The sequence below is a fragment of the Rathayibacter sp. VKM Ac-2760 genome (assembly GCF_009834185.1).
Classification (GTDB): Bacteria; Actinomycetota; Actinomycetes; order Actinomycetales; family Microbacteriaceae; genus Rathayibacter.
The window spans coordinates 1,043,194-1,061,983 of record NZ_CP047173.1 but is presented as its reverse complement, the minus strand read 5'-3'; the positions used below and the strand labels follow the sequence as shown (position 1 = coordinate 1,061,983).

Here is an 18,790-nt window from a genome sequence, read left to right as displayed (position 1 = left end):
GATAGCCAGGCCCACCTGGGCGGCCGGTGGTCTCAGCGGCCACCGACGACGGCGTAGGCCCGCACCGGGAAGGTGCCGAAGCCGCTCACCTTCGGCGGCACGGCGGTGAAGCGGGCGCCCGTGGCGGGCAGCTGCTCGAGCCCGCGGAGGTGCTCCACGACGTGCACTCCCGCGGCGAGGAGGAGGCTGTGGGCCGGCCGCTCGCCGCCGCCCTCGACGTCGTCGATGTTGAGCGAGTCGATGCCGACGAGCACCGCGCCGCCGGCGATCAGCGCCTCCGCCCCGGCCGCGGTGAGGAAGGGCGCGCCGCTCGCGTACCCGGGCGTGGCGAAGTGCGCGTCCCAGCCGGTCGAGAGCAGCACCGCGGCTCCGGCGACGTCGAGACCGTCGAGCGCCGCCCGAGCGATCCCGCGCTCGCCCGATCCGCGGACGTCGACCACGACGGCCGGGAGATCGACGAGGGACTCGAGGGCGAGCCCGGACAGGTCGGTGCCGCCCTCGTAGCGGTGGAACGGGCTGTCGAGGTAGGTGCCGGTGTTGCCGATCATCTCGATGACGTCGAGCGCGAACTCGGTGCCGGGCGCGTACGCCGCGCGCGACGCCTCGCGAGTCAGGTGCGGACGGATCCGCGGGGCCGGCAGTCCCGGGTAGGTCACGAGGCCGTCCGAGACGGTGTGGCTGAGATCGACGAGGCGGCGGGCGGACGAGGTCATGGCTCCGATGGTGCCAGTGGCAGGATCTGACCGACACACGAAGAACCGCCACGGACCGGACGGATCAGGACAGCGTCCGGACACCTCCGGCTCGCGGAATCACCTGCGGCTCGCGGAATCACCTCCGGCTCGCGGAATCAGCCGGATCCCGCGAGCCGAACCCGAATCCACGAGCCGAAGCCGGCCGGACCACTACCGTCGCACCTCCGGCTCGCAGAATCACTCCGGGCTCGCGGGATCAGCCGGATTCGACGAGCCGAACCGGAATCTACGAGCCGGAGGCGACCGAACAGCTCCATCTCGCACCTCCGGCACGCAGAAACACCCCCGGCACGCGGAATCAGCCGGATCCGACGAGCCGAACCGGAATCCACGAGCCGAAGCCGGCCGAACCACTCCCGTCGCACCTCCGGCTCGCAGAAGCCCCCCGGGCTCGCGGAATCAGCCGCATCCCACGAGCCCTACCGGAATCCACGAGCCGGAGGTGACCGAGCAGCTCCGGCCCGCGCCCTCGGCACGCAGGAACACCCCCGGCTCGCTGAAACAGCCGGATCCCACGAGCCGAACCCGAATTCACGAGCCGAAGGTGACCCGCAGAGCCGACAGCGACCCGCGGAGCCGACAGCGAGCCCGACCCTGCAGAACCGCCGCAGACCCGCCCCCGGCCCGCCCCTACTTCTTCGGCAGCGCCGCCGCGAGGTCCGCGATCAGGTCGCTCGCGTCCTCGATGCCGACCGAGAGCCGCACGAGCGACTCCGACACCTCGAGCGGCGTGCCCTTGACCGACGCGTGCGTCATCTCGCTCGGGTAGCCGATCAGCGACTCGACGCCGCCCAGCGACTCCGCCAGCTGGAACAGCTGCGTCGACTCCGCGAACTTCCGCGCGGCCCGCGGCGTCGCGAGCTCGACCGAGAGCATGCCGCCGAAGCCGGACATCTGGCGCTTCGCCAGCTCGTGCCCAGGGTGCGACGGCAGCCCCGGGTAGTGGACCGCCGTCACGGCGGAGTGCCCGTCGAGGAACTCGGCGACCTTCTGCGCGTTCGAGGAGTGCCGCTCCATCCGGATCGCGAGGGTCTTGATGCCGCGCACCGTCAGCCAGGCGTCCATCGGGCTCGAGATCGCGCCGACCGCGAACTGGAGGAAGGCGACCTTCTCCGCGAGCGGGCCGGAGCGCAGCGCGAGCGCGCCGCCGACCACGTCCGAGTGCCCGCCGAGGTACTTCGTCGTCGAGTGCACCACCACGTCCGCACCGAGGGCGAGCGGCTGCTGCAGGGCCGAGGAGGCGAAGGTGTTGTCGACGACGACGATCAGGTCGTGCGCGTGAGCCAGATCGGCCAGCTCCGCGATGTCGCTGATGGTCATCAGCGGGTTCGACGGCGTCTCCACCCAGAGCATCTTCGTCTCGCCGGGGTGGATCGCGTTCTGCACCTCGCGCAGGTTCGACATGTCGACCGCGGTGTTGCTGATGCCCCAGGCCGCGTGCACCCGGTCGATCAGCCGGTGGCTGCCGCCGTACGCGTCGTTGCCGAGCACGATGTGGTCGCCGGGAGCGAGCGCCGCGCGGAGCAGCGTGTCCTCGGCGGCGAGACCGGAGGCGAACGAGTAGGCGACGTCCGCGCCCTCGAGCGAGGCGATCAGCTCCTGCAGCGAGTCGCGGGTCGGGTTCGCCGAGCGGGCGTACTCGTAGCCGCCGCGGAAGCCGCCGATGCCGTCCTGGACGAACGTCGAGGTCATGTAGACGGGCGGGACGACCGCGCCGGTGGTCGGGTCGAACTCCTGGCCGGCGTGGATGGCGCGGGTGTCGAAGTGCTGCTTCTTGGGCATGATCGCGAGCTTTCCGAGTAGAGGGGGTGGGGGAAGAGGGGGCGGCGCTCAGGCCGTGGCGAAGGACAAAAGGTCCTGTCGGGTGATCACGGCGACGGGCTTGCCCCCGTCGGTGACCAGCAGCGCGTTCGCCTCGGTCAGTGCGGTGCGAGCGGCCGAGATGCTCTCGCCGAGGCCGATCAGCCGGAGCGCCTCGCCGGCGGAGGCGCCGATCGGGTCGGTCATCGAGGTCGCACCGCTGAACACGCGGTCGAGCAGCTCGCGCTCGTCCACCGCGCCGACGACCTCGCCCATCACCACGGGCGGCTCGGCGGTGAGGACGGGCAGCTGCGAGACGCCGTAGGTGGTCATGATCTCGATCGCGTCGCGGACCGTGTCGCTCGGGTGGACGTGCACGAGGTCCGGCAGGTCGCCCGTGGTCGGATTCGCGGCGCGGGCCGAGAGGACGTCGCGGACGGTCCCCTCCTCGCGGTGCTCGAGGAAGCCGTAGGAGCGCATCCAGCGGTCGTTGAAGATCTTGCCGAGGTAGCCGCGCCCGCCGTCCGGCAGCAGCACGACGACCACGTCGTCCGGTCCGAGCTCGGCCGCGGCCTTGAGCGCCACCGACACGGCGAGCCCGCTCGAGCCGCCGACGAGCAGCCCCTCCTCGCGGGCGAGGCGGCGGGTCATCGCGAACGACTCCGCATCGCTCGAGGCGATGATCCGGTCGACCACGCTCGGGTCGTAGGCGCTGGGCCAGAAGTCCTCGCCGACGCCCTCGGTCAGATAGGGGCGCCCGCCGCCGCCGGAGTAGACCGAGCCCTCGGGGTCGGCGCCGACGATCTGCACGCGGCCCTCCGACACCTCCTTGAGGTAGCGGCCGACGCCGCTGATGGTGCCGCCGGTGCCGACGCCCGCCACGAAGTGGGTGAGCTTGCCGGCGGTGTCGCGCCAGATCTCGGGGCCGGTGGTCTCGTAGTGGCTGAGCGGCCCGTTGAGGTTCGCGTACTGGTTGGGCTTGAAGGCGCCGGGGATCTCGCGCGCGAGGCGGTCGGAGACGGAGTAGTAGGAGTCGGGGTCCTCGGGAGCGACGGCCGTCGGCGTGACGACGATCTCGGCACCGTAGGCCGTGAGCACGTTCCGCTTGTCCTCGCCGACCTTGTCCGGCAGGACGAACACGCAGCGGTAGCCGCGCTGCTGCGCGACGAGGGCGAGGCCGATGCCGGTGTTGCCGCTGGTCGGCTCGACGATGGTGCCGCCGGGCTTCAGGAGTCCCTCGCGCTCGGCCGCGTCGATGATGCGGGTCGCGATGCGGTCCTTCGACGAGCCGCCGGGATTGAGGTACTCCACCTTGACCAGGATCGTGGCCTGCACGCCGGAGGCGACCGGCCCGAGCTTCACCAGCGGGGTGTCGCCGATCAGGTCGAGCACCGAATCGGCGTACGCCATCCCGGTGTCCGGGCGTGCGGGAAGGGCTCGATCGAGGGTCATGCGGAAAGCGTAGCAACCGCGGATCGGCGGATGACGGGAGCCGTCGGCGCCCCCGGAAGCGGCTCGTGCACGGCACTCCCGGGCGTGGCTCCGGGAGGGGGGAGTGCCCTATCGTGGGGGTCCTCGCGTCACCGACGACCGGAACGGACAACACCTGCAATGACCCCTCCGATCACCGCCACGACGCGGGGTCCGGCCGATGCACGCCTGCTCCGGCTGCTCGGCCCCGCGATGGTCGCCGGAGTCGCCTACCTCGATCCGGGCAACGTCGCCAGCAATATGACGGCGGGTGCCCGCTTCGGCTATCTGCTCGTCTGGGTCGTCGTCCTCGGCAACCTGATGGCCTGGCTGATCCAGTACCTCTCGGCCAAGCTCGGCCTGATGACCGGCAAGAGTCTGCCCGAGCTGCTCGGCGAGCGGCTCCGCGGCCGCTGGGGCCGGCGCGCGTACTGGCTGCAGGCCGAGACGGTCGCGATCGCCACCGATCTCGCCGAGGTGATCGGCGGGGCGATCGCGCTGAATCTGCTGTTCGGACTGCCGCTGCTCGCGGGCGGGCTCGTCACCGGGGCCGTCTCTCTGGTGCTCCTGGTCATCCAGACCCGCGGCGGAGCGCAGCCCTTCGAGCGCGTCATCACGGCGCTGATGGTCGTCATCGCGGTCGGCTTCACCGTGGGCGTGGTCGTCGATCCGCCGGACGCGGGCGCGGCGGCCGCGGGGCTCCTGCCCCGCTTCGACGGGTCGGAGTCGGTGCTGCTCGCGGCCTCCATCCTCGGCGCGACCGTCATGCCGCACGCGATCTACGCGCACTCGGCCCTCGCCCGTGACCGCTTCGGCCGCGTCGACGGGGTGACCGCGCGCCGGAGGATCCTCACGGCCACCCGGATCGACGTCACCGTTGCGCTCGCGATCGCGGGCACCGTGAACCTCGCGATCCTCCTGCTCGCCGCGCACTCGCTCTCCGGCGTCGCCGGCACCGACAGCCTCGAGGGCGCGCACGCCGCGATCGGCGCGGCCCTCGGCCCGGTCGTCGCGACGCTCTTCGCGGTCGGCCTGCTCGCCTCCGGACTGGCCTCGACCTCGGTCGGCGCCTACGCGGGCGCGGAGATCATGCACGGGCTGCTGAACCTGCGGGTGCCGCTCGTCGCCCGCCGCCTCGTCACGCTGATCCCGGCGCTGATCGTGCTCGGAATCGGCTTCGACCCCACCCGCGCGCTCGTGCTGAGCCAGGTCGTGCTGTCCTTCGGCATCCCGTTCGCGCTCATCCCGCTCGTCGCCCTCACCCGCGACCGCGCCCTGATGGGCGACCAGGCGAACCGCTGGTTCACCACCCTCGGCGCGATCCTCGCCGCCGCCTTCCTGATCGTCCTCAACGGCCTGCTCCTCTGGCTCACCTTCACCGGCTGACCCCGGGGGGTCTCGATACGCCCTCCGCGAGGGCTACTCGATCCGCATGAAGCGACGCCCTCTGCGAGTGCGGCTCGATCTCCATGCAAGGGCGGGCGCACGAACATGCTGGTCGAGTAGCCCGCAGGGCGTATGGAGACCCGCCCACCGCCAGCACTCCCACCCCGCATTGATCCGATCCGGAGCCTCGCTCGTTATCCTCTGAGAGCGCCTCTCAGGCGCCTGCGCCCTCCCCGGCGCGCCACCCCGCGATCAGAACGAGAGACGCCACCGTGCCCAAAGACACGATGTCCGCCAAGAACCGCGCCCGCCAGGACAAGGTCGAGGCCTACAAGCGCGAGCAGGCCAAGCGCAAGCGCAGCGGCCGGATCTGGATCTGGTCGCTCTCGGCCCTCGCCGTCGTCGCGATCGGCGGCATCGTCGCGGTCACCGTCCTCGGCAACCAGCAGATCGTCGAGGCCCGCCAGATCGACGGTCTGCAGACCTTCGAGAACGACGCGACCCACGTCGCCGGCGCCGTCGACTACGCGCAGACTCCCCCGGCGGGCGGCCCGCACAACGCCGTCTGGATGAACTGCGGCGTCTACAACGAGCCCGTCCCGAACGAGAACGCCGTGCACGACCTCGAGCACGGCGCCGTCTGGGCGACCTACGACCCCTCCCTCCCGCAGAGCGAGGTCGACGCCCTGATCGCCGCGATGCCCGACACCTACGCCGTCGTCTCGCCCTACGAGGGCCTCGACTCCCCCATCGTGCTCAGCGCGTGGGACGCCCAGGTCGCGATCGACTCCCCCGAGGACCCGCGGATCGACGCGTTCATCGAGCGCTTCTGGCAGGCGTCGACCGCACCCGAGCCCGGTGCCCCGTGCACCGGAGGCATCGATGCGCCCGGCAAGCAGTAAGGGCCGCCTCCTCGTCGCGGCCGTCGCCGTCGTCGCCCTCCTGCTGGGCGCGGCGGGCGGCTACCTCTTCGGCGCCCTCGCCCCGTTCTCCTCCTCGGCCACCCCGTCGACGACGAGCGCGGAGGCCGGCTTCGCCCGCGACATGCAGGTGCACCACCTCCAAGGCGCCGAGCTGGCGATGATCGCCCGCGACCGCAGCGCCGACGACGAGGTCCTCACCGTCTCGAAGGACATCCTGCTCACCCAGCAGCAGCAAGCCGGTCAGCTCTTCGGCTGGCTGAACTCCTGGGGCCTGCCGCAGGCCGCGCCCGAGCCGTCGATGACGTGGATGGGCCGGCCGACCCTGGCCGGCGCCGCCGACGAGCACTCCGCCATGGGCATGTCCACCGAGGAGGACGTCGTCCCCGCCAGCATGCCCGGGCTCGCGACGCCCGAGCAGATCACCGAGCTGAGCACGCTCAGCGGCCGCGACTTCGACCGCAGGTTCCTCGAGCTGATGATCGCCCACCACCGCGGCGCCATCGACATGGCCGAGGCGCTCCTCGCCCGCAGCCGCGCCACGGTGGCCACCGACTTCGCCTCCTCCGTCGTGAAGGCCCAGGAGGCCGAGATCTCGCTGATGGAGCAGATGCTCGAGGACCGTCCGGCCGCCTGACCGCCGCGCTCCGTGCAGAACATCAGCGCAGAACCGTGCTCATCCGCCATCAGCGATGAGAGGCCGTCTCAGCTGATGTTCTGCACCATCACCCCACGCAGCGACCGGGCGATCCCCTCTCTCGGGCCGTCTCACGGCTGAGACGGAGCCGACCGGCGTCTCAGCGCTGAGACGGTCGACGCCGCTGCGGGTCCTCATCCCCTACAGCCGCCGCCTCGAATTCAACCGCGCCCTCGACGAGGTGTTCGAGACGGACGACGCGACCACGCTGATGCGCTTCATCGTCGACTGTGCCTGACCCGCGCCGGCCGGATCCCGTCGATCGAGAAGCTTGCGTTGGCCCTCAGATGACGGTTAGCTGTCGGCGGTGATCTGCGATCGGACTGCTCACCGATCACGAGAGGGCACCATGCACGACACGACTTCACGCAACGACGCGGCCGGCTGGCCGCCGCCCCTTCCCGCTGCGCAGCGCGGGACGACGAAGAAGCGCCGCACGGTGCCCCTCTGGGTTCTCGTCTCGACGTCGGCCGCGACCCTCGTGCTCGGCTCCGTGACGGGGACGGGCGCCGGCGCGACCGGGACGGCCGAGGTGCAGCAGCAGCTCGAGGCAGCGCAGTCCGAGCTGGCGCAGGCGCAGGAGACGTTCGACGCGCAGGCGGAGGCCGCTTCCGCAGCCGAGACCGCTCGCTCGACGGCCGAGGGCGCGCTGTCCGCCGCAGAGGCCTCCGCTGCGGCGCTCCAAGCGAGGATCGACTCGCTGACGGCGGACGCGTCGTCGTCGGCGACGACCCTCGCCGCACGAGATGCGCGCATCACCGAGCTCGAGACGGCCGCAGCGAGCAGCGCTGCGGCACCCGTCGCGGTGGCCGAGGTCGCTCCGGCAGCACCGGCCGCCGCCGCCCCGGCGACCTCGACGTACTACGCGAACTGCGACGCCGTCCGAGCAGCAGGAGCCGCGCCGATCAGCACGGGAGACGCCGGATACAGCCGCAAGCTCGACCGCGACGGCGACGGTGTCGCCTGCGAGTCGTGACCGCGGTCCTCAGGAGCTGAGGGCCGTCTCGACCTGCTGGGCGTAGAGGGCGGCGTAGAGGCCGCGGCGCTCGAGCAGCTCGAGGTGGGTGCCGGACTCGACGATGCGGCCGGCGTCGACGACGTGGATGACGTCGGCCGAGACGACGGTCGAGAGCCGGTGCGCGATCGCGATGGTGGTGCGGCCGCGGGCGGCGTCGTCGAGGGCGGTCTGCACGATCCGCTCCGAGACGGTGTCGAGGGCGCTCGTCGCCTCGTCGAGGATGAGCACCGCCGGGTCCTTCAGCAGCACGCGCGCGATCGCGAGGCGCTGCTTCTCGCCGCCGGACAGCCGGTAGCCGCGCTCGCCGACGAGGGTGTCGTAGCCGTCGGGGAACGACGCGATCGTGTCGTGGATGTTCGCGGACCGGGCCGCCGCCTCCAGCTCCTCCTGCGTCGCGTCCGGGCGGGCGTAGCGGAGGTTGTCGGCGATCGTCGCGTGGAAGAGGTAGGTCTCCTGGCTGACGATGCCGATGTGCGAGACGAGCGACTCCTGCCGCAGCTCCCGCACGTCCGTGCCGGCGAAGCGGACCGAGCCCTCGCTGACGTCGTAGAGCCGCGGGACGAGGTACGAGATGGTCGTCTTGCCCGCACCGGAGGGACCGACGAAGGCGACGAACTCGCCCGGCGCGATCGAGACCGAGACGCGGTCGAGGGTCGGCCGGACGTCGTCGGTCTGGTCGGGGTAGCGGAAGACCACGTCGTCCAGCTCGACGCGGCCGAGCTCGCCGTCGACGTCGCGGGCGCTCGCGCGGTCGGCGATCGCGGGCCGCAGGTCGAGGTACTCGAAGATGCGGGCGAAGAGGGCGCCGGCGGTCTGCAGGTCGAGCGCGACGCGCATGAGGCCCAGCAGCGGCCACATCAGCCGCGCCTGCACGGTGGTGAAGGCGACGACGGTGCCGGCCGTCACGGTCGTCCCGCCGAGGATCAGCCAGGCGGCGACGAGGTAGACGACCACGGGGATCACCGAGAGGAAGATCTGCACGGTCGCGAAGAACCACTGCCCGGACATCTGCTGGCGCACCTGGAGGTCGATCTGCCGGCCGTTCTCGTCGGCGTAGCGCGTCACCTCCGACTCCTGGCGGCCGAAGCTCTTCGCGAGCAGGATCCCCGAGACGCTCAGCGTCTCCTGCGTGATCGCCGTCATCTCGGACAGCGACTCCTGCGTCTTCGTCGCGATCCGCGCTCGGACCTGACCGACGCGGCGCTGGGCGATGACGAGCACCGGAGTGAGCACCACGGCGACGATCGTCATCTGCCAGGAGAGCAGGAGCATCGCGACGACCGCCGCGATCACGGTCACGGTGTTGCCGAGCACGCTCGACACCGTGTTGGTCAGCACGCTGGCCACGCCACCGACGTCGTTCGCGAGGCGCGACTGGATGACGCCGGTGCGGGTGCGGGTGAAGAAGCCGAGCTCCATCGCCTGGAGATGGCGGAACAGCCGGATGCGCAGCTCGCCCATCACGCTGTTGCCGACGGTCGCGGTGAGGAAGGTCTGCCAGACGCCGAGCACCGCGGAGACCACCCAGATCAGCACCATCACGCCGACGAGCTCGAGCAGGACGGGGAAGTCCGGGCGGCCCGACTCCGGGAAGAGGCCGCGGTCGAAGGCGAGCTGGGTGAGCAGCGGCGGCACGACGGTGAGCGCGGCGCCGACGAGCACGAGAGCGACGGTGAGCATCAGCTTGGTGCGGTGAGCGCGGAAGAGCGAGGCGATCCGCGAGAAGAGGTGCTCGATCTTCGGAGCGTCAGAGTTCTTCCGCCGCTGAGCGTCGGGGTCGCTGCTGGAGATCTTCCCGCGCACCGCGCCGGCGCGCATCCCGCCGCCGCTCGCGACGTCACCCATCCTGCTCATCGCTCGACCATAACCCCGGCCGCCGACACCGCCCGCGGCTTCCGCCCACGGCGAAGATGTGCTCAGCGGCGGGCACTCGGCGGCCACCCTGCCGACCCTGACGGGCCGCGTTCCGCGGACTCCGCTCACCGGGTCTCGATACGCCCGCGATGCGGGCTACTCGACCAGCATGGAAGGCGTGCGTCCCGGCCGAACGCTGGTCCGACTGCCGACTCATGCTGGTCGAGTAGCCGCCAAAGGCGGCGTATCGAGACCCCGGGAACGACAGAAGGCCCGGGCCCTGCGTGAGCAGGATCCGGGCCTCCGGTGCGAGCGTCAGCCCTTGGTCGCGCCCGCCAGCAGGCCGCGGACGAAGAAGCGCTGGAGGGCGAAGAACACGATCAGCGGGACGATGATCGAGATGAACGCGCCGGCCGTGAGCAGCTCCCACGACTGTCCGTAGGACCCGGAGAGGTCCTGAAGCGCCTTCGTGATGGGCAAGCCCTGCCCGGAGGTGAAGACCGTCGCGACCAGCAGGTCGTTCCAGACCCAGAGGAACTGGAAGATGCCGAACGAGGCGATCGCCGGGACCGACAGCGGCAGCACGATGCGGAAGAAGATCTGGCCGTGGCCGGCTCCGTCCACGCGGGCCGCCTCGATGACCTCGCCGGGGATCTCCGAGATGAAGTTGTGCAGCATGAAGATCGCCAGCGGGAGCGCGAAGATCGTGTGCGCGATCCACACCTTCGCGTACGAGCCGTCCAACCCGTTCACCCCGAGCCCGGGGAGGATGTAGAGGTTGCCGATGCGCAGGCCGTCCGAGAACAGCTGCAGCAGCGGCACGAGGGCCATCTGGATCGGCACGATCTGGAGCGAGAACACGAGCACGAAGAGCGTGTTGCGGCCCTTGAAGTCGATCCACGCGAACGCGTAGGCCGCGAGGCTGGCGATCGTGATCGGGATCAGCGCCGCCGGCAGCGTGATGACCAGCGAGTTCACGAACGCCTTGCCCAGCGTCAGGCTGTCGCCCGAGTTGAGCGCGTTCGCGTAGTTGTCGAGGGTGAAGCCGGGGTTGGCGAAGATCGTCCACCAGCCGGTCGTCTTGATGTCGTTCGCGGGGCGGAACGAGGAGATGAACAGCCCGAGGGTCGGGATGGTCCAGATCGCCGCGATGATCGCCGCCGCGAGGGTCGCTCCGCGCGAGGTGGTCGCCTTGCGGACCTTGCCGCTGGCCGCCTCGATCTTCGACTCGCCGCGGGCGAGCGCACGCTCGGTGCTGCGGTCGACCGGAACCTGGATCGGAGTGGGCGTGACGCTCATCGGATCTCCCTCTGCTTGGCGAGCTGGCGGGCGTTGTAGACGACGATCGGGAGCACGAGCAGGAACAGGATGACCGCGAGGGCCGCGCTGTAGCCGCTGCGGGCGCCGAGCTGGAACTGGCGGACCATCTCGAAGGCGAGGACGGTGGTGTCGGAGCGGCCGCCGGTCATCGCCGAGACGATGTCGAAGACCTTCAGCGACGCGATCGAGATCGTGGTCAGCACGACCACGATCGAGGAGCGGATGCCGGGGACCTGGACGTTCCAGAACGACTGCCAGGCGTTGGTGCCGTCCAGCGACGCCGCCTCGAGCTGCTCCGCCGGGACGCCCTTGAGGGCGGCCGAGAGGACCGTCATCGCGAAGCCGGCCTGCGTCCAGATCAGCACGACGACCAGGAACAGCGTGTTCCACGGCTCCAGGCCCAGCCAGTCGACCGGGCTGCCGCCGAAGGCAGTCAGGATGCCGTTGAGGACACCGATCTGCTCGCCCTGACGGGTGTCGTAGAAGAACTTGAAGATGATCGACGCGCCGACGAACGAGATCGCCATCGGCATGAAGACCAGCAGCTTGAAGAACTTCTCGCCGCGGCTCTTGTCGATGAAGACCGCGTAGGCGAGGCCGATCGCGGTGGCGGTGATCGGGGCGAGGAGCACCCAGACCACGGTGTTGAGGAAGGCGGTCACGCCGTCGGGGCTGGTGAAGACCCAGACGAAGTTGTCGAGGCCCGCGAATCCGGAGCCGTCGTTCTTCATGAAGGCGTTGAAGGCCGTCGTGATCGTCGGGTAGATCAGGCCGATCAGGATGAAGAACGCGGCCGGGGCCATGAACGCGACCAGCTGCAGTCCGTAGCCCGCGCCTTTGCGGGACCGGAAGTCGAGCAGGAAGAGGATGCCACCGAGGACCGCTGCGACGACCGCGACCCACATGACGGAGTTGTACAGGCCGAACGCGAGGAGGAGGACGACCGGCAGCACGACGGCGACCGCGAGGCGGAGGACCGTGTAGCCGGTGCCGCGGCGAGGAGCGATCTCGACGAAGAAGAGGATGAGCGCGACGACCGCCGCGAACACCAGGAGGATGAGGGGGATCTGCGCGAGCGGGGGGATGCTCGCCAGCCACTGGAAGAAGCCGGACATGGACGCCCTTTCGAGTGCGACTCTGAACTCTGGTGACGCCCGACCCGGCCGGACCGCGGGTGCGGCCCGGCCGGACGGGCATCGATCGAGGGCCGCCGCTCCGGGGAGCGACGGCCCTTCACGTGACCGCTAGGAGGTGTAGCCGGCCTGGATCTCCTCGAGGACCTGATCGGTGCTCGAGTCGTCGATCCAGTCGACCATGCCCTTCCAGAAGCTGTCGGCGCCGACGGACTTCGGCATGAGGTCCGAGCCGTCGAAGCGGAACGTGGTGTCCGGGTCCTGGAGGATGCCGATGGAGTCCTTCAGGATGTCGCTGCCGGCGTTGGCGGCGTCGAGGCCGGTGTTCGCCGAGATGACGCCACCGAGCTTGACGCGGCTGTTGGCCCAATCGGCGCTGGCCAGGTACTCCTGGACCTTCGCGGTGTCCTCGTCGTTCGAGAACGCGGCGACCATCTCGCCACCACCGGTGACGGCCTGGGGGTCGTCGGCGTTGGCCGGCGGGGTGAGGAAGGCCCAGACGTCGCCGTCCTCGGCCACGTTGGCGCCGGCCGAGGTCAGGAAGCCCTCGAAGAACGAGGCCTGGTGGGTCAGCGCGCAGGTGCCGTTGGCGACGTTCTGCGCGACATCGCCGAAGGCGGTCGAGTTGATCGAGGAGACGTCGCCGTAGCCGGCGTTGACCAGGGTCGGGTCGAGCAGGATCGAGCCGACCTTGTCGAAGGCCGTCTTGATCTCGGGGTCGGTGAACGGGGTGTCGCCCGCGACCCAGGAGTCGTAGACGTCGGGGCCGGCCTCGCGGAGGACGGCGTCCTCGATCCAGTCGGTGCCCGGCCAGCCGGACGCCTCACCGGAGTTGAAGCCCGCGCACCAGGACGGTCCGCCGGTCTTCTCGGCGATGGTCTTGCCCAGCGCCTCCATCTCGTCCCACGTGGTGGGAACGGAGACGCCCCACTCGGCGAACTTCTTCGGCGAGTACCAGATGTAGCCCTTGACGGACGCCATCAGCGGCGCGCCGTACTGGGTGCCGTCGACCTGGCCGTACTTCTGCCAGTCCTCGGACCAGTTGTTCTGGACGTTGGTCAGGGCGCCCTCGGGCAGCTCCTGGACCTTGCCGGAGGCGACGGTGTCGGCGAGCAGACCGGGCTGCGGGAAGATCGCGAGGTCGGGGGTGTCGCCACCCTGGACCTTGATGCCGATCTGCTTCTCGAACTCCTTGTCGCCGGTGTACTTGATGTCGATGCCCGACTCCTTCTCCCAGTCCGCCCAGGACTGCTCGAGAAGGGTGGCCTCGTCGCCGTTGATGGTGCCGTAGACGTTGACGACGCCGTCGGCGGTGCCGACGGTGCCGGCGGAGCTGCCGCCGCCGGCGTTGGGGTCGTTCGGGTCGCTGCTGCTCGAGCAGCCGGCGAGGGCGATCCCGGCCGCTGCGAGAACGGCGACGGGAAGGGTGATACGGCGGTGCAGGGATGACCGCATGGTTCCTCCTCATTGAGTGGTGGTTCAGCCGAGGGCCGGTGCCGTCCGGCGGGCCGGCGGGCTGAGGCGACTCGAAGCAGGTGCTGCGACGACTCGGATGCTGTTGGTGGTTCCGTGCGAAGACTCTCCGAGCGGAACACCGGGTTCGTGTGGGCTCGGGCCTCCACGGAGGGAAACCTTTCCACAAGTTCGATGAAAGCACAACGGCGCCGATAGAGCGCTCTCTGAGATAACGATCCGGCGACGAACCGCGGAAGTTCCGGTCTCCCGCGGCGGGAGATCGTTCTCGATGCCCGCGATCCTCCGCAGTCGGGGTATAACTTTCTGGAACCGTTTCCAGCATCGACGCCGGACGGTCCGGGAGGAACGCCGTGCCAGGCATCGAAGAGGTCGCCGAACTCGCCGGGGTCTCGAAGGCGACCGTCTCGCGCGCCCTCAGCGGCCGAGGCTACGTCTCCGCCCGCACGAAGGAGCGGGTCGAGCACGCCGCCTCCAGCCTCGGCTACGTCGTCTCGGCCAACGCCTCGAGCCTCGTGACGGGGCGCAGCAACAACGTCGCGGTGATCATCCCCGTGATCAACCAGTGGTTCTTCGGCGGCATCATCGAGGGCATCGAGCACGCCCTCCTCGCCGCCGGCTACGACCTGCTGCTCTACAACATCGACAAGCACCACGACGCGCGGCGCAGCGTCTTCGAGTACTACCTCGTCCGCAAGCGCGTCGACGCCATCGTCGCGGTCACGCTGGAGATCTCGCCCGACGAGACGGAGGCGCTGCTCGCGCTGGGCAAGCCGATCGTCGGCATCGGCGGCTCGCTCCCCGGCATCCCGACCTTCAGCATCGACGACGTCGCGGCCGCCCGCCTCGCCACCGAGCACCTGCTCTCGCTCGGGCACGAGCGCGTCGTGCACATCGGCGGGCTCGTGGAGGAGGAGATGGACTTCCACGTGCACACCAAGCGGCACGAGGGCTTCTGCGACGCCCTCACCGCCGCCGGCCTCGACCGCGGGCCCGGCCACTTCGTGCCGACGAGCTTCGACATCCCGGGCGGGCACCGCGCCGGACGCCAGGTGCTCGGCGACCCGCGGACTCGGCCGACGGCGATCTTCGCTGCCTCCGACGAGATCGCGATCGGCATCATCCTCGCGGCCCGCGAGCTCGGCCTCTCCGTGCCCGAGGACGTCTCGATCATCGGGATCGACGACCACCCGCTCGCGGAGCTGTTCGGCCTCAGCTCGATCCGGCAGGACCCCCGGCAGCAGGGCGAGCTCGCCGTCGCGCTCGTGCTCGAGGCGCTGGCCGCTCTCGCCCGGGGCGAGGCGCCGCCGCCCGCGCGGCACACCACCATCCCGGCGACCCTCGTCATCCGCACCAGCACGTCGGCGCCGCGGGGGGCCAGGATCGGAGCATGACCGACTCCGCCCCCTCCCCCGTCGTCCGCGACGTGCCCGAGCGCTCCCGCTTCGAGATCCTCGTCGGCGACGAGACCGCCGGCTTCGCGGCCTACGTCCGCCGCGACGACGAGGTCGTCCTGACCCACACCGTCGTCGACGAGGCGTGGGAGGGCCATGGCCTCGGCGGCGTCCTCGCCCGCGCCGCGGTGCTCGCCGTGACGGAGGCGGGCGGCACGGTCGTCCCCCGCTGCCCCTTCATCGCCGCCTGGCTGCGCAAGCACCCGGACTCGGGCGCCCGCGTCCGCTGGCCCGAGGACTGAGTCGGAGCGGACGCGCCCGCTGCATGCTGATCGAGTAGCCCGCGCAGCGGGCGTATCGAGATCCCGCACCGCCCGCAGTCGAGTCGTCAGGCCCGCCCTGCTGACCACGCCGGGTCTCGATACGCCCCTCCGGGGCTACTCGACCAGCAGAGGGAGGCGAACCTCGCCATACTGGCCGCTCAGGCCGACGGGGTGCGCGAGCCGATCTCCTGCAGGGACCAGGTGTTGCCGTCGGGGTCGGCGAAATGGGCGTACTTCACGCCGCCCATGTCCTGCACGTCCGACAGCTCGAGACCGCGCTCGACCAGCTCGGCGCGGGCGGCGGCGACGTCGTCGACGACGAGGTGCAGCCCGCGGACGACGCCGTCCTCCGGCCCGGGCCCCATCCCGGTGCCGATCACGATCGAGCAGGCGGAGCCGGGCGGTGTCAGCTGGACGATCCGCATCGACGGGGAAGGCCGGACGTCGTGGTCGACGTGGAAGCCGACGACGTCGGCGTAGAACGCCAGCGCCCGGTCGACGTCGGAAACGGGCACGGGGACGAGTTCGAGTCGCATCTGCACGCGCTCATCCTGCACGAACCGCGGACGACCGTGCGTCTCGATGCGCCCCTCCGGGGCTACTCGACCAGCATGGACTGGCGGGGTCAGGCGCGGGGGGCGACGACGAGGCGCTCGTGCATGATCTCGACGGCGCGCTCGAGGACGCGGCGGTCGTCGGGACGGAGGTCGGCGAAGATCGGCGTGAGGGCGTCGCCCAGCTGGGTGCGCCAAGCGGTGAGCGCGGCCGCGCCGTCGGGGGCGAGGCGGATCTGCCAGGCGCGGGCGTCGACCGGATCGGCGATGCGGTCGAGCCAGCCGGTCTCGACGAGGTTCTTCACGATCTTGGTCATCGTGGGCTGCGAGACGCGGCTCTGGGTCGCCAGCTCGCCCAGGCGCATCGGGCCCATCGACAGCAGCACCGAGAGCGTGCGCCAGACGGCCTGCGACTCCTGGTTGTCGGTGGCCTGCGCGGCGAGGCGGGTGATCCGGTGCGTCACCGAGACGAAGTCGCTGAGCAGCTCGCTCAACGAGACCTCGCTGGGCGGCACATCGCGGGCCGGGAGACCTGCGAGCGGGTCGATAGCAGTCACCCGGCGATTCTAGGGGCTCACGTCACGTGACAGCGGGAAGGGCGACGCGGCGGGCGGAGGCAGCGACGCGGCGGAACGACGAAGGGCGCCGCCTCCGAGGAGACGACGCCCTGCGCCGGTGGCCACGCCCGGAGGCGGAGCCGCTGCACCCTGACGGGTGCGAGGGGATTACTTGACGGTGACGGTCGCGCCGGCGGCCTCGAGCTGGGCCTTGGCCTTCTCGGCGGTCTCCTTGTTGACAGCCTCGAGGACGGCCTTGGGGGCGCCGTCGACGACTGCCTTCGCCTCGCCGAGGCCGAGGCTGGTGAGCGCGCGGACCTCCTTGATGACCTGGATCTTCTTCTCGCCGGCGGCCTCGAGCACGACGTCGAACTCGGTCTGCTCCTCGACCTCCTCGGCGGGGGCGGCCGGGCCGGCGACGCCTGCAGCGGCGACGGGGGCGGCGGCGGTGACCTCGAAGACCTCTTCGAACTTCTTCACGAACTCAGAGAGCTCGATGAGCGTGAGCTCCTTGAAGGCCTCGATGAGCTCGTCCTGCGTGAGCTTTGCCATGATTTTTCTCCTTGTTGTTTCTTGTCTACGAACCGCGTGCGCACTGCCTCCCGAAGGAAGGCGTCAGCTCGCGGACTCCTGCTTCTCGCGCAGCGCCTCGACCGTGCGAACGGCCTTGGACAGCGGCGCCTGGAACAGGTAAGCGGCACCGAAGAGCGAGGCCTTGAAGGCGCCGGCGAGCTTGCCGAGCAGCACTTCACGGGACTCGAGGTCGGCGAGCTTGCCCACCTCTTCCGCGGTCAGCGGGTTACCGTCGAAGTAACCGCCCTTGACCACGAGGAGAGGGTTTGCCTTGGCGAAGGCACGCAGCGACTTCGCGACGGCGACGGGGTCGCCGTGCACGAACGCGATGGCCGAAGGGCCAGCGAGCTCGGCGTCGAAGGACGAGATACCGGCGTTGTTGGCCGCGATCTTCGTCAGCGTGTTCTTCACCACGGCGTACGTCGCGTGCTCACTGATGTCCTTGCGCAGCGACTTGAGCTGAGCAACAGTGAGACCGCGGTACTCGGTCAGCAGAACGGCGGTCGAACTCTGGAACTTCTCCGTGAGTTCGGCGACCGAGGCTTCCTTGTTCGCCATGGCTACTCCTGTGAATTCTCGTGCCGGTAGCCCGAAAGCACGAAAAGAAAAAGGCTCCGGCGCAGGAGCGCGGGAGCCTGGGGAACGCGTGGAACGCGGACAACATCTCTTGCACACCTGCGCGGGCCATTCGCTTCGCGAATCCTTCGTCCGGTGGCGATCCGCGGGGCCTGGGCCCTGCTCGTGCGCACACCGGAAACCGGCGGTCTTTGGCTTCGGAGAGCGTACGACGTGGACGGGCCCGCGCGCAAGTCGACGCCGCCTCGGCTCGCGCCGGGGCGAGCGCCGCCGGGCCGCCGCGCGGGATGCTGGAGTCATGACCGGCTCGCCCACGCCTCCCCACCCCGCAGCGGACGCCGCGGACGCCGCCGTCCCCGCGTCGTCCGACGACGCCGGCCCGAGGAGCGACGCCGCCATCGCCGCCGTCGAGGGCGAGCTGAGCACGCTGTTCAACCGGGTGCGCGACGCGATGCGCTCCTCGGCCGAGCGCCTGCACCCCGAGCTGAGCACCGCCGGCTACCGCACGCTCGCGACCCTCGAGCGGCGCGGTCCGATGCACTCGGGCGCCCTCGCCGACCTGCTCGAGACCGACAAGTCGGCGATCAGCCGCCAGATCACGGCGCTCGACCGGCTGGGTCTGCTCCAGCGCTCGCCCGACCCCGGCGACGGCCGGGCGACGATCCTCTCCGTCACTCCGGAGACCGCCGAGCGGATGCGCGCGATCCGCAGCTCCCGCCAGGCCGTGATGCACGAGGAGCTGCGGCAGTGGGACGCGGCGGACGTGGAGCTCTTCGCCGTCCTGCTCCGGCGGATCACCGCGCTCGACATGCGCGGCGCCGGACCCGGCGCCGGCGGATCGGGCGCGGACCCGGCGCCGACTGCGTAGCGTGGCGGGGGATGGAACCGCTCGCCCCCTCCTCCTTCCTCTCCGACGGTGTCGGCACGCCCGACGACGTCGACGGCGCCCTGGCGCTCGCCCGCTCGCTCTCGGTGGACCCGCCGCGA

At 70.7% G+C, this 18,790-nt stretch carries 18 protein-coding genes; 7 read left to right on the top strand and 11 right to left on the bottom strand.

Annotation, left to right across the window (positions count from 1 at the left end; translation table 11 throughout):
* Nucleotides 1–32: 32 nt before the first annotated feature.
* The 3 genes from GSU72_RS04805 to GSU72_RS04795 all read right to left on the bottom strand — a co-directional run bounded on the left by GSU72_RS04805 (nt 33) and on the right by GSU72_RS04795 (nt 3,965).
* Nucleotides 33–713: a cyclase family protein gene (locus GSU72_RS04805; protein WP_159984041.1), complete on the bottom strand. Its 681-nt coding sequence runs from the start codon at nt 711–713 to the stop codon at nt 33–35.
* 672 nt (nt 714–1,385) lie between these two features.
* Nucleotides 1,386–2,537 carry a cystathionine gamma-synthase gene (locus GSU72_RS04800; protein WP_159984040.1) on the bottom strand — a complete coding sequence of 384 codons (1,152 nt, stop codon included), beginning with the start codon at nt 2,535–2,537 and terminating at the stop codon, nt 1,386–1,388.
* 48 nt (nt 2,538–2,585) lie between these two features.
* Complete coding sequence (locus GSU72_RS04795) at nt 2,586–3,965, bottom strand: cystathionine beta-synthase (protein ID WP_159986647.1); 1,380 nt, start codon at nt 3,963–3,965, stop codon at nt 2,586–2,588.
* 201 nt (nt 3,966–4,166) lie between these two features.
* Here GSU72_RS04795 and GSU72_RS04790 point away from each other — a divergent pair, with 201 nt between their 5' ends.
* The 4 genes from GSU72_RS04790 to GSU72_RS04775 all read left to right on the top strand — a co-directional run bounded on the left by GSU72_RS04790 (nt 4,167) and on the right by GSU72_RS04775 (nt 8,004).
* Nucleotides 4,167–5,411 (top strand): Nramp family divalent metal transporter, encoded by a 1,245-nt coding sequence (locus tag GSU72_RS04790; protein WP_159984039.1) that lies wholly within the window; start codon nt 4,167–4,169, stop codon nt 5,409–5,411.
* A 272-nt stretch (nt 5,412–5,683) separates the two neighbouring features.
* On the top strand, nt 5,684–6,313 hold the full coding sequence (locus GSU72_RS04785) for a DUF3105 domain-containing protein (protein ID WP_244255974.1): 630 nt from the start codon (nt 5,684–5,686) through the stop codon (nt 6,311–6,313).
* Complete coding sequence (locus tag GSU72_RS04780) at nt 6,294–6,968, top strand: DUF305 domain-containing protein (RefSeq protein WP_159984038.1); 675 nt, start codon at nt 6,294–6,296, stop codon at nt 6,966–6,968. Before GSU72_RS04785 ends, GSU72_RS04780 begins: the two co-directional genes overlap by 20 nt.
* Before the next feature lie 409 nt (nt 6,969–7,377).
* Complete coding sequence (locus GSU72_RS04775) at nt 7,378–8,004, top strand: excalibur calcium-binding domain-containing protein (protein ID WP_208545150.1); 627 nt, start codon at nt 7,378–7,380, stop codon at nt 8,002–8,004.
* Between the two features lie 9 nt (nt 8,005–8,013).
* Here the strand turns inward: GSU72_RS04775 and GSU72_RS04770 are convergent, their stop codons facing one another.
* From GSU72_RS04770 to GSU72_RS04755, 4 genes are all read right to left on the bottom strand, one after another.
* Entirely contained in the window at nt 8,014–9,891 is a 1,878-nt protein-coding gene (locus GSU72_RS04770; protein WP_159986644.1) for an ABC transporter ATP-binding protein, read from the bottom strand.
* Between the two features lie 324 nt (nt 9,892–10,215).
* Nucleotides 10,216–11,199, bottom strand: coding sequence for a carbohydrate ABC transporter permease (locus GSU72_RS04765; RefSeq protein WP_123447787.1), 984 nt, complete (start codon nt 11,197–11,199; stop codon nt 10,216–10,218).
* Entirely contained in the window at nt 11,196–12,335 is a 1,140-nt protein-coding gene (locus tag GSU72_RS04760) for a sugar ABC transporter permease (RefSeq protein WP_159984037.1), read from the bottom strand. Before GSU72_RS04760 ends, GSU72_RS04765 begins: the two co-directional genes overlap by 4 nt.
* Before the next feature lie 129 nt (nt 12,336–12,464).
* On the bottom strand, nt 12,465–13,808 hold the full coding sequence (locus tag GSU72_RS04755) for an ABC transporter substrate-binding protein (RefSeq protein ID WP_159984036.1): 1,344 nt from the start codon (nt 13,806–13,808) through the stop codon (nt 12,465–12,467).
* Between the two features lie 371 nt (nt 13,809–14,179).
* Between GSU72_RS04755 and GSU72_RS04750 the strand changes: the two genes are divergently transcribed.
* Nucleotides 14,180–15,220 carry a LacI family DNA-binding transcriptional regulator gene (locus GSU72_RS04750; protein ID WP_159984035.1) on the top strand — a complete coding sequence of 347 codons (1,041 nt, stop codon included), beginning with the start codon at nt 14,180–14,182 and terminating at the stop codon, nt 15,218–15,220.
* The gene (locus GSU72_RS04745; protein WP_159984034.1) at nt 15,217–15,522 is read left to right on the top strand and encodes a GNAT family N-acetyltransferase; all 306 of its coding nucleotides are present in this window, start codon (nt 15,217–15,219) and stop codon (nt 15,520–15,522) included. Before GSU72_RS04750 ends, GSU72_RS04745 begins: the two co-directional genes overlap by 4 nt.
* Before the next feature lie 179 nt (nt 15,523–15,701).
* Here the strand turns inward: GSU72_RS04745 and GSU72_RS04740 are convergent, their stop codons facing one another.
* The 4 genes from GSU72_RS04740 to rplJ all read right to left on the bottom strand — a co-directional run bounded on the left by GSU72_RS04740 (nt 15,702) and on the right by rplJ (nt 17,785).
* A complete protein-coding gene (locus GSU72_RS04740) occupies nt 15,702–16,085 on the bottom strand; it encodes a VOC family protein (RefSeq protein ID WP_208545149.1) in 384 nt (127 codons plus the stop codon).
* An 83-nt stretch (nt 16,086–16,168) separates the two neighbouring features.
* Nucleotides 16,169–16,654, bottom strand: coding sequence for a MarR family winged helix-turn-helix transcriptional regulator (locus GSU72_RS04735; RefSeq protein WP_244255973.1), 486 nt, complete (start codon nt 16,652–16,654; stop codon nt 16,169–16,171).
* A 168-nt stretch (nt 16,655–16,822) separates the two neighbouring features.
* Nucleotides 16,823–17,206, bottom strand: a complete 384-nt coding sequence (gene rplL / locus GSU72_RS04730) for a 50S ribosomal protein L7/L12 (RefSeq protein WP_055791021.1) — start codon at nt 17,204–17,206, stop codon at nt 16,823–16,825.
* A 63-nt stretch (nt 17,207–17,269) separates the two neighbouring features.
* The gene (gene rplJ / locus GSU72_RS04725; protein ID WP_159984033.1) at nt 17,270–17,785 is read right to left on the bottom strand and encodes a 50S ribosomal protein L10; all 516 of its coding nucleotides are present in this window, start codon (nt 17,783–17,785) and stop codon (nt 17,270–17,272) included.
* Between the two features lie 316 nt (nt 17,786–18,101).
* On the opposite strand from rplJ, the gene GSU72_RS04720 reads away from it, so the two are divergent.
* Nucleotides 18,102–18,671, top strand: coding sequence for a MarR family transcriptional regulator (locus tag GSU72_RS04720; RefSeq protein WP_159984032.1), 570 nt, complete (start codon nt 18,102–18,104; stop codon nt 18,669–18,671).
* Nucleotides 18,672–18,790: the final 119 nt, after the last annotated feature.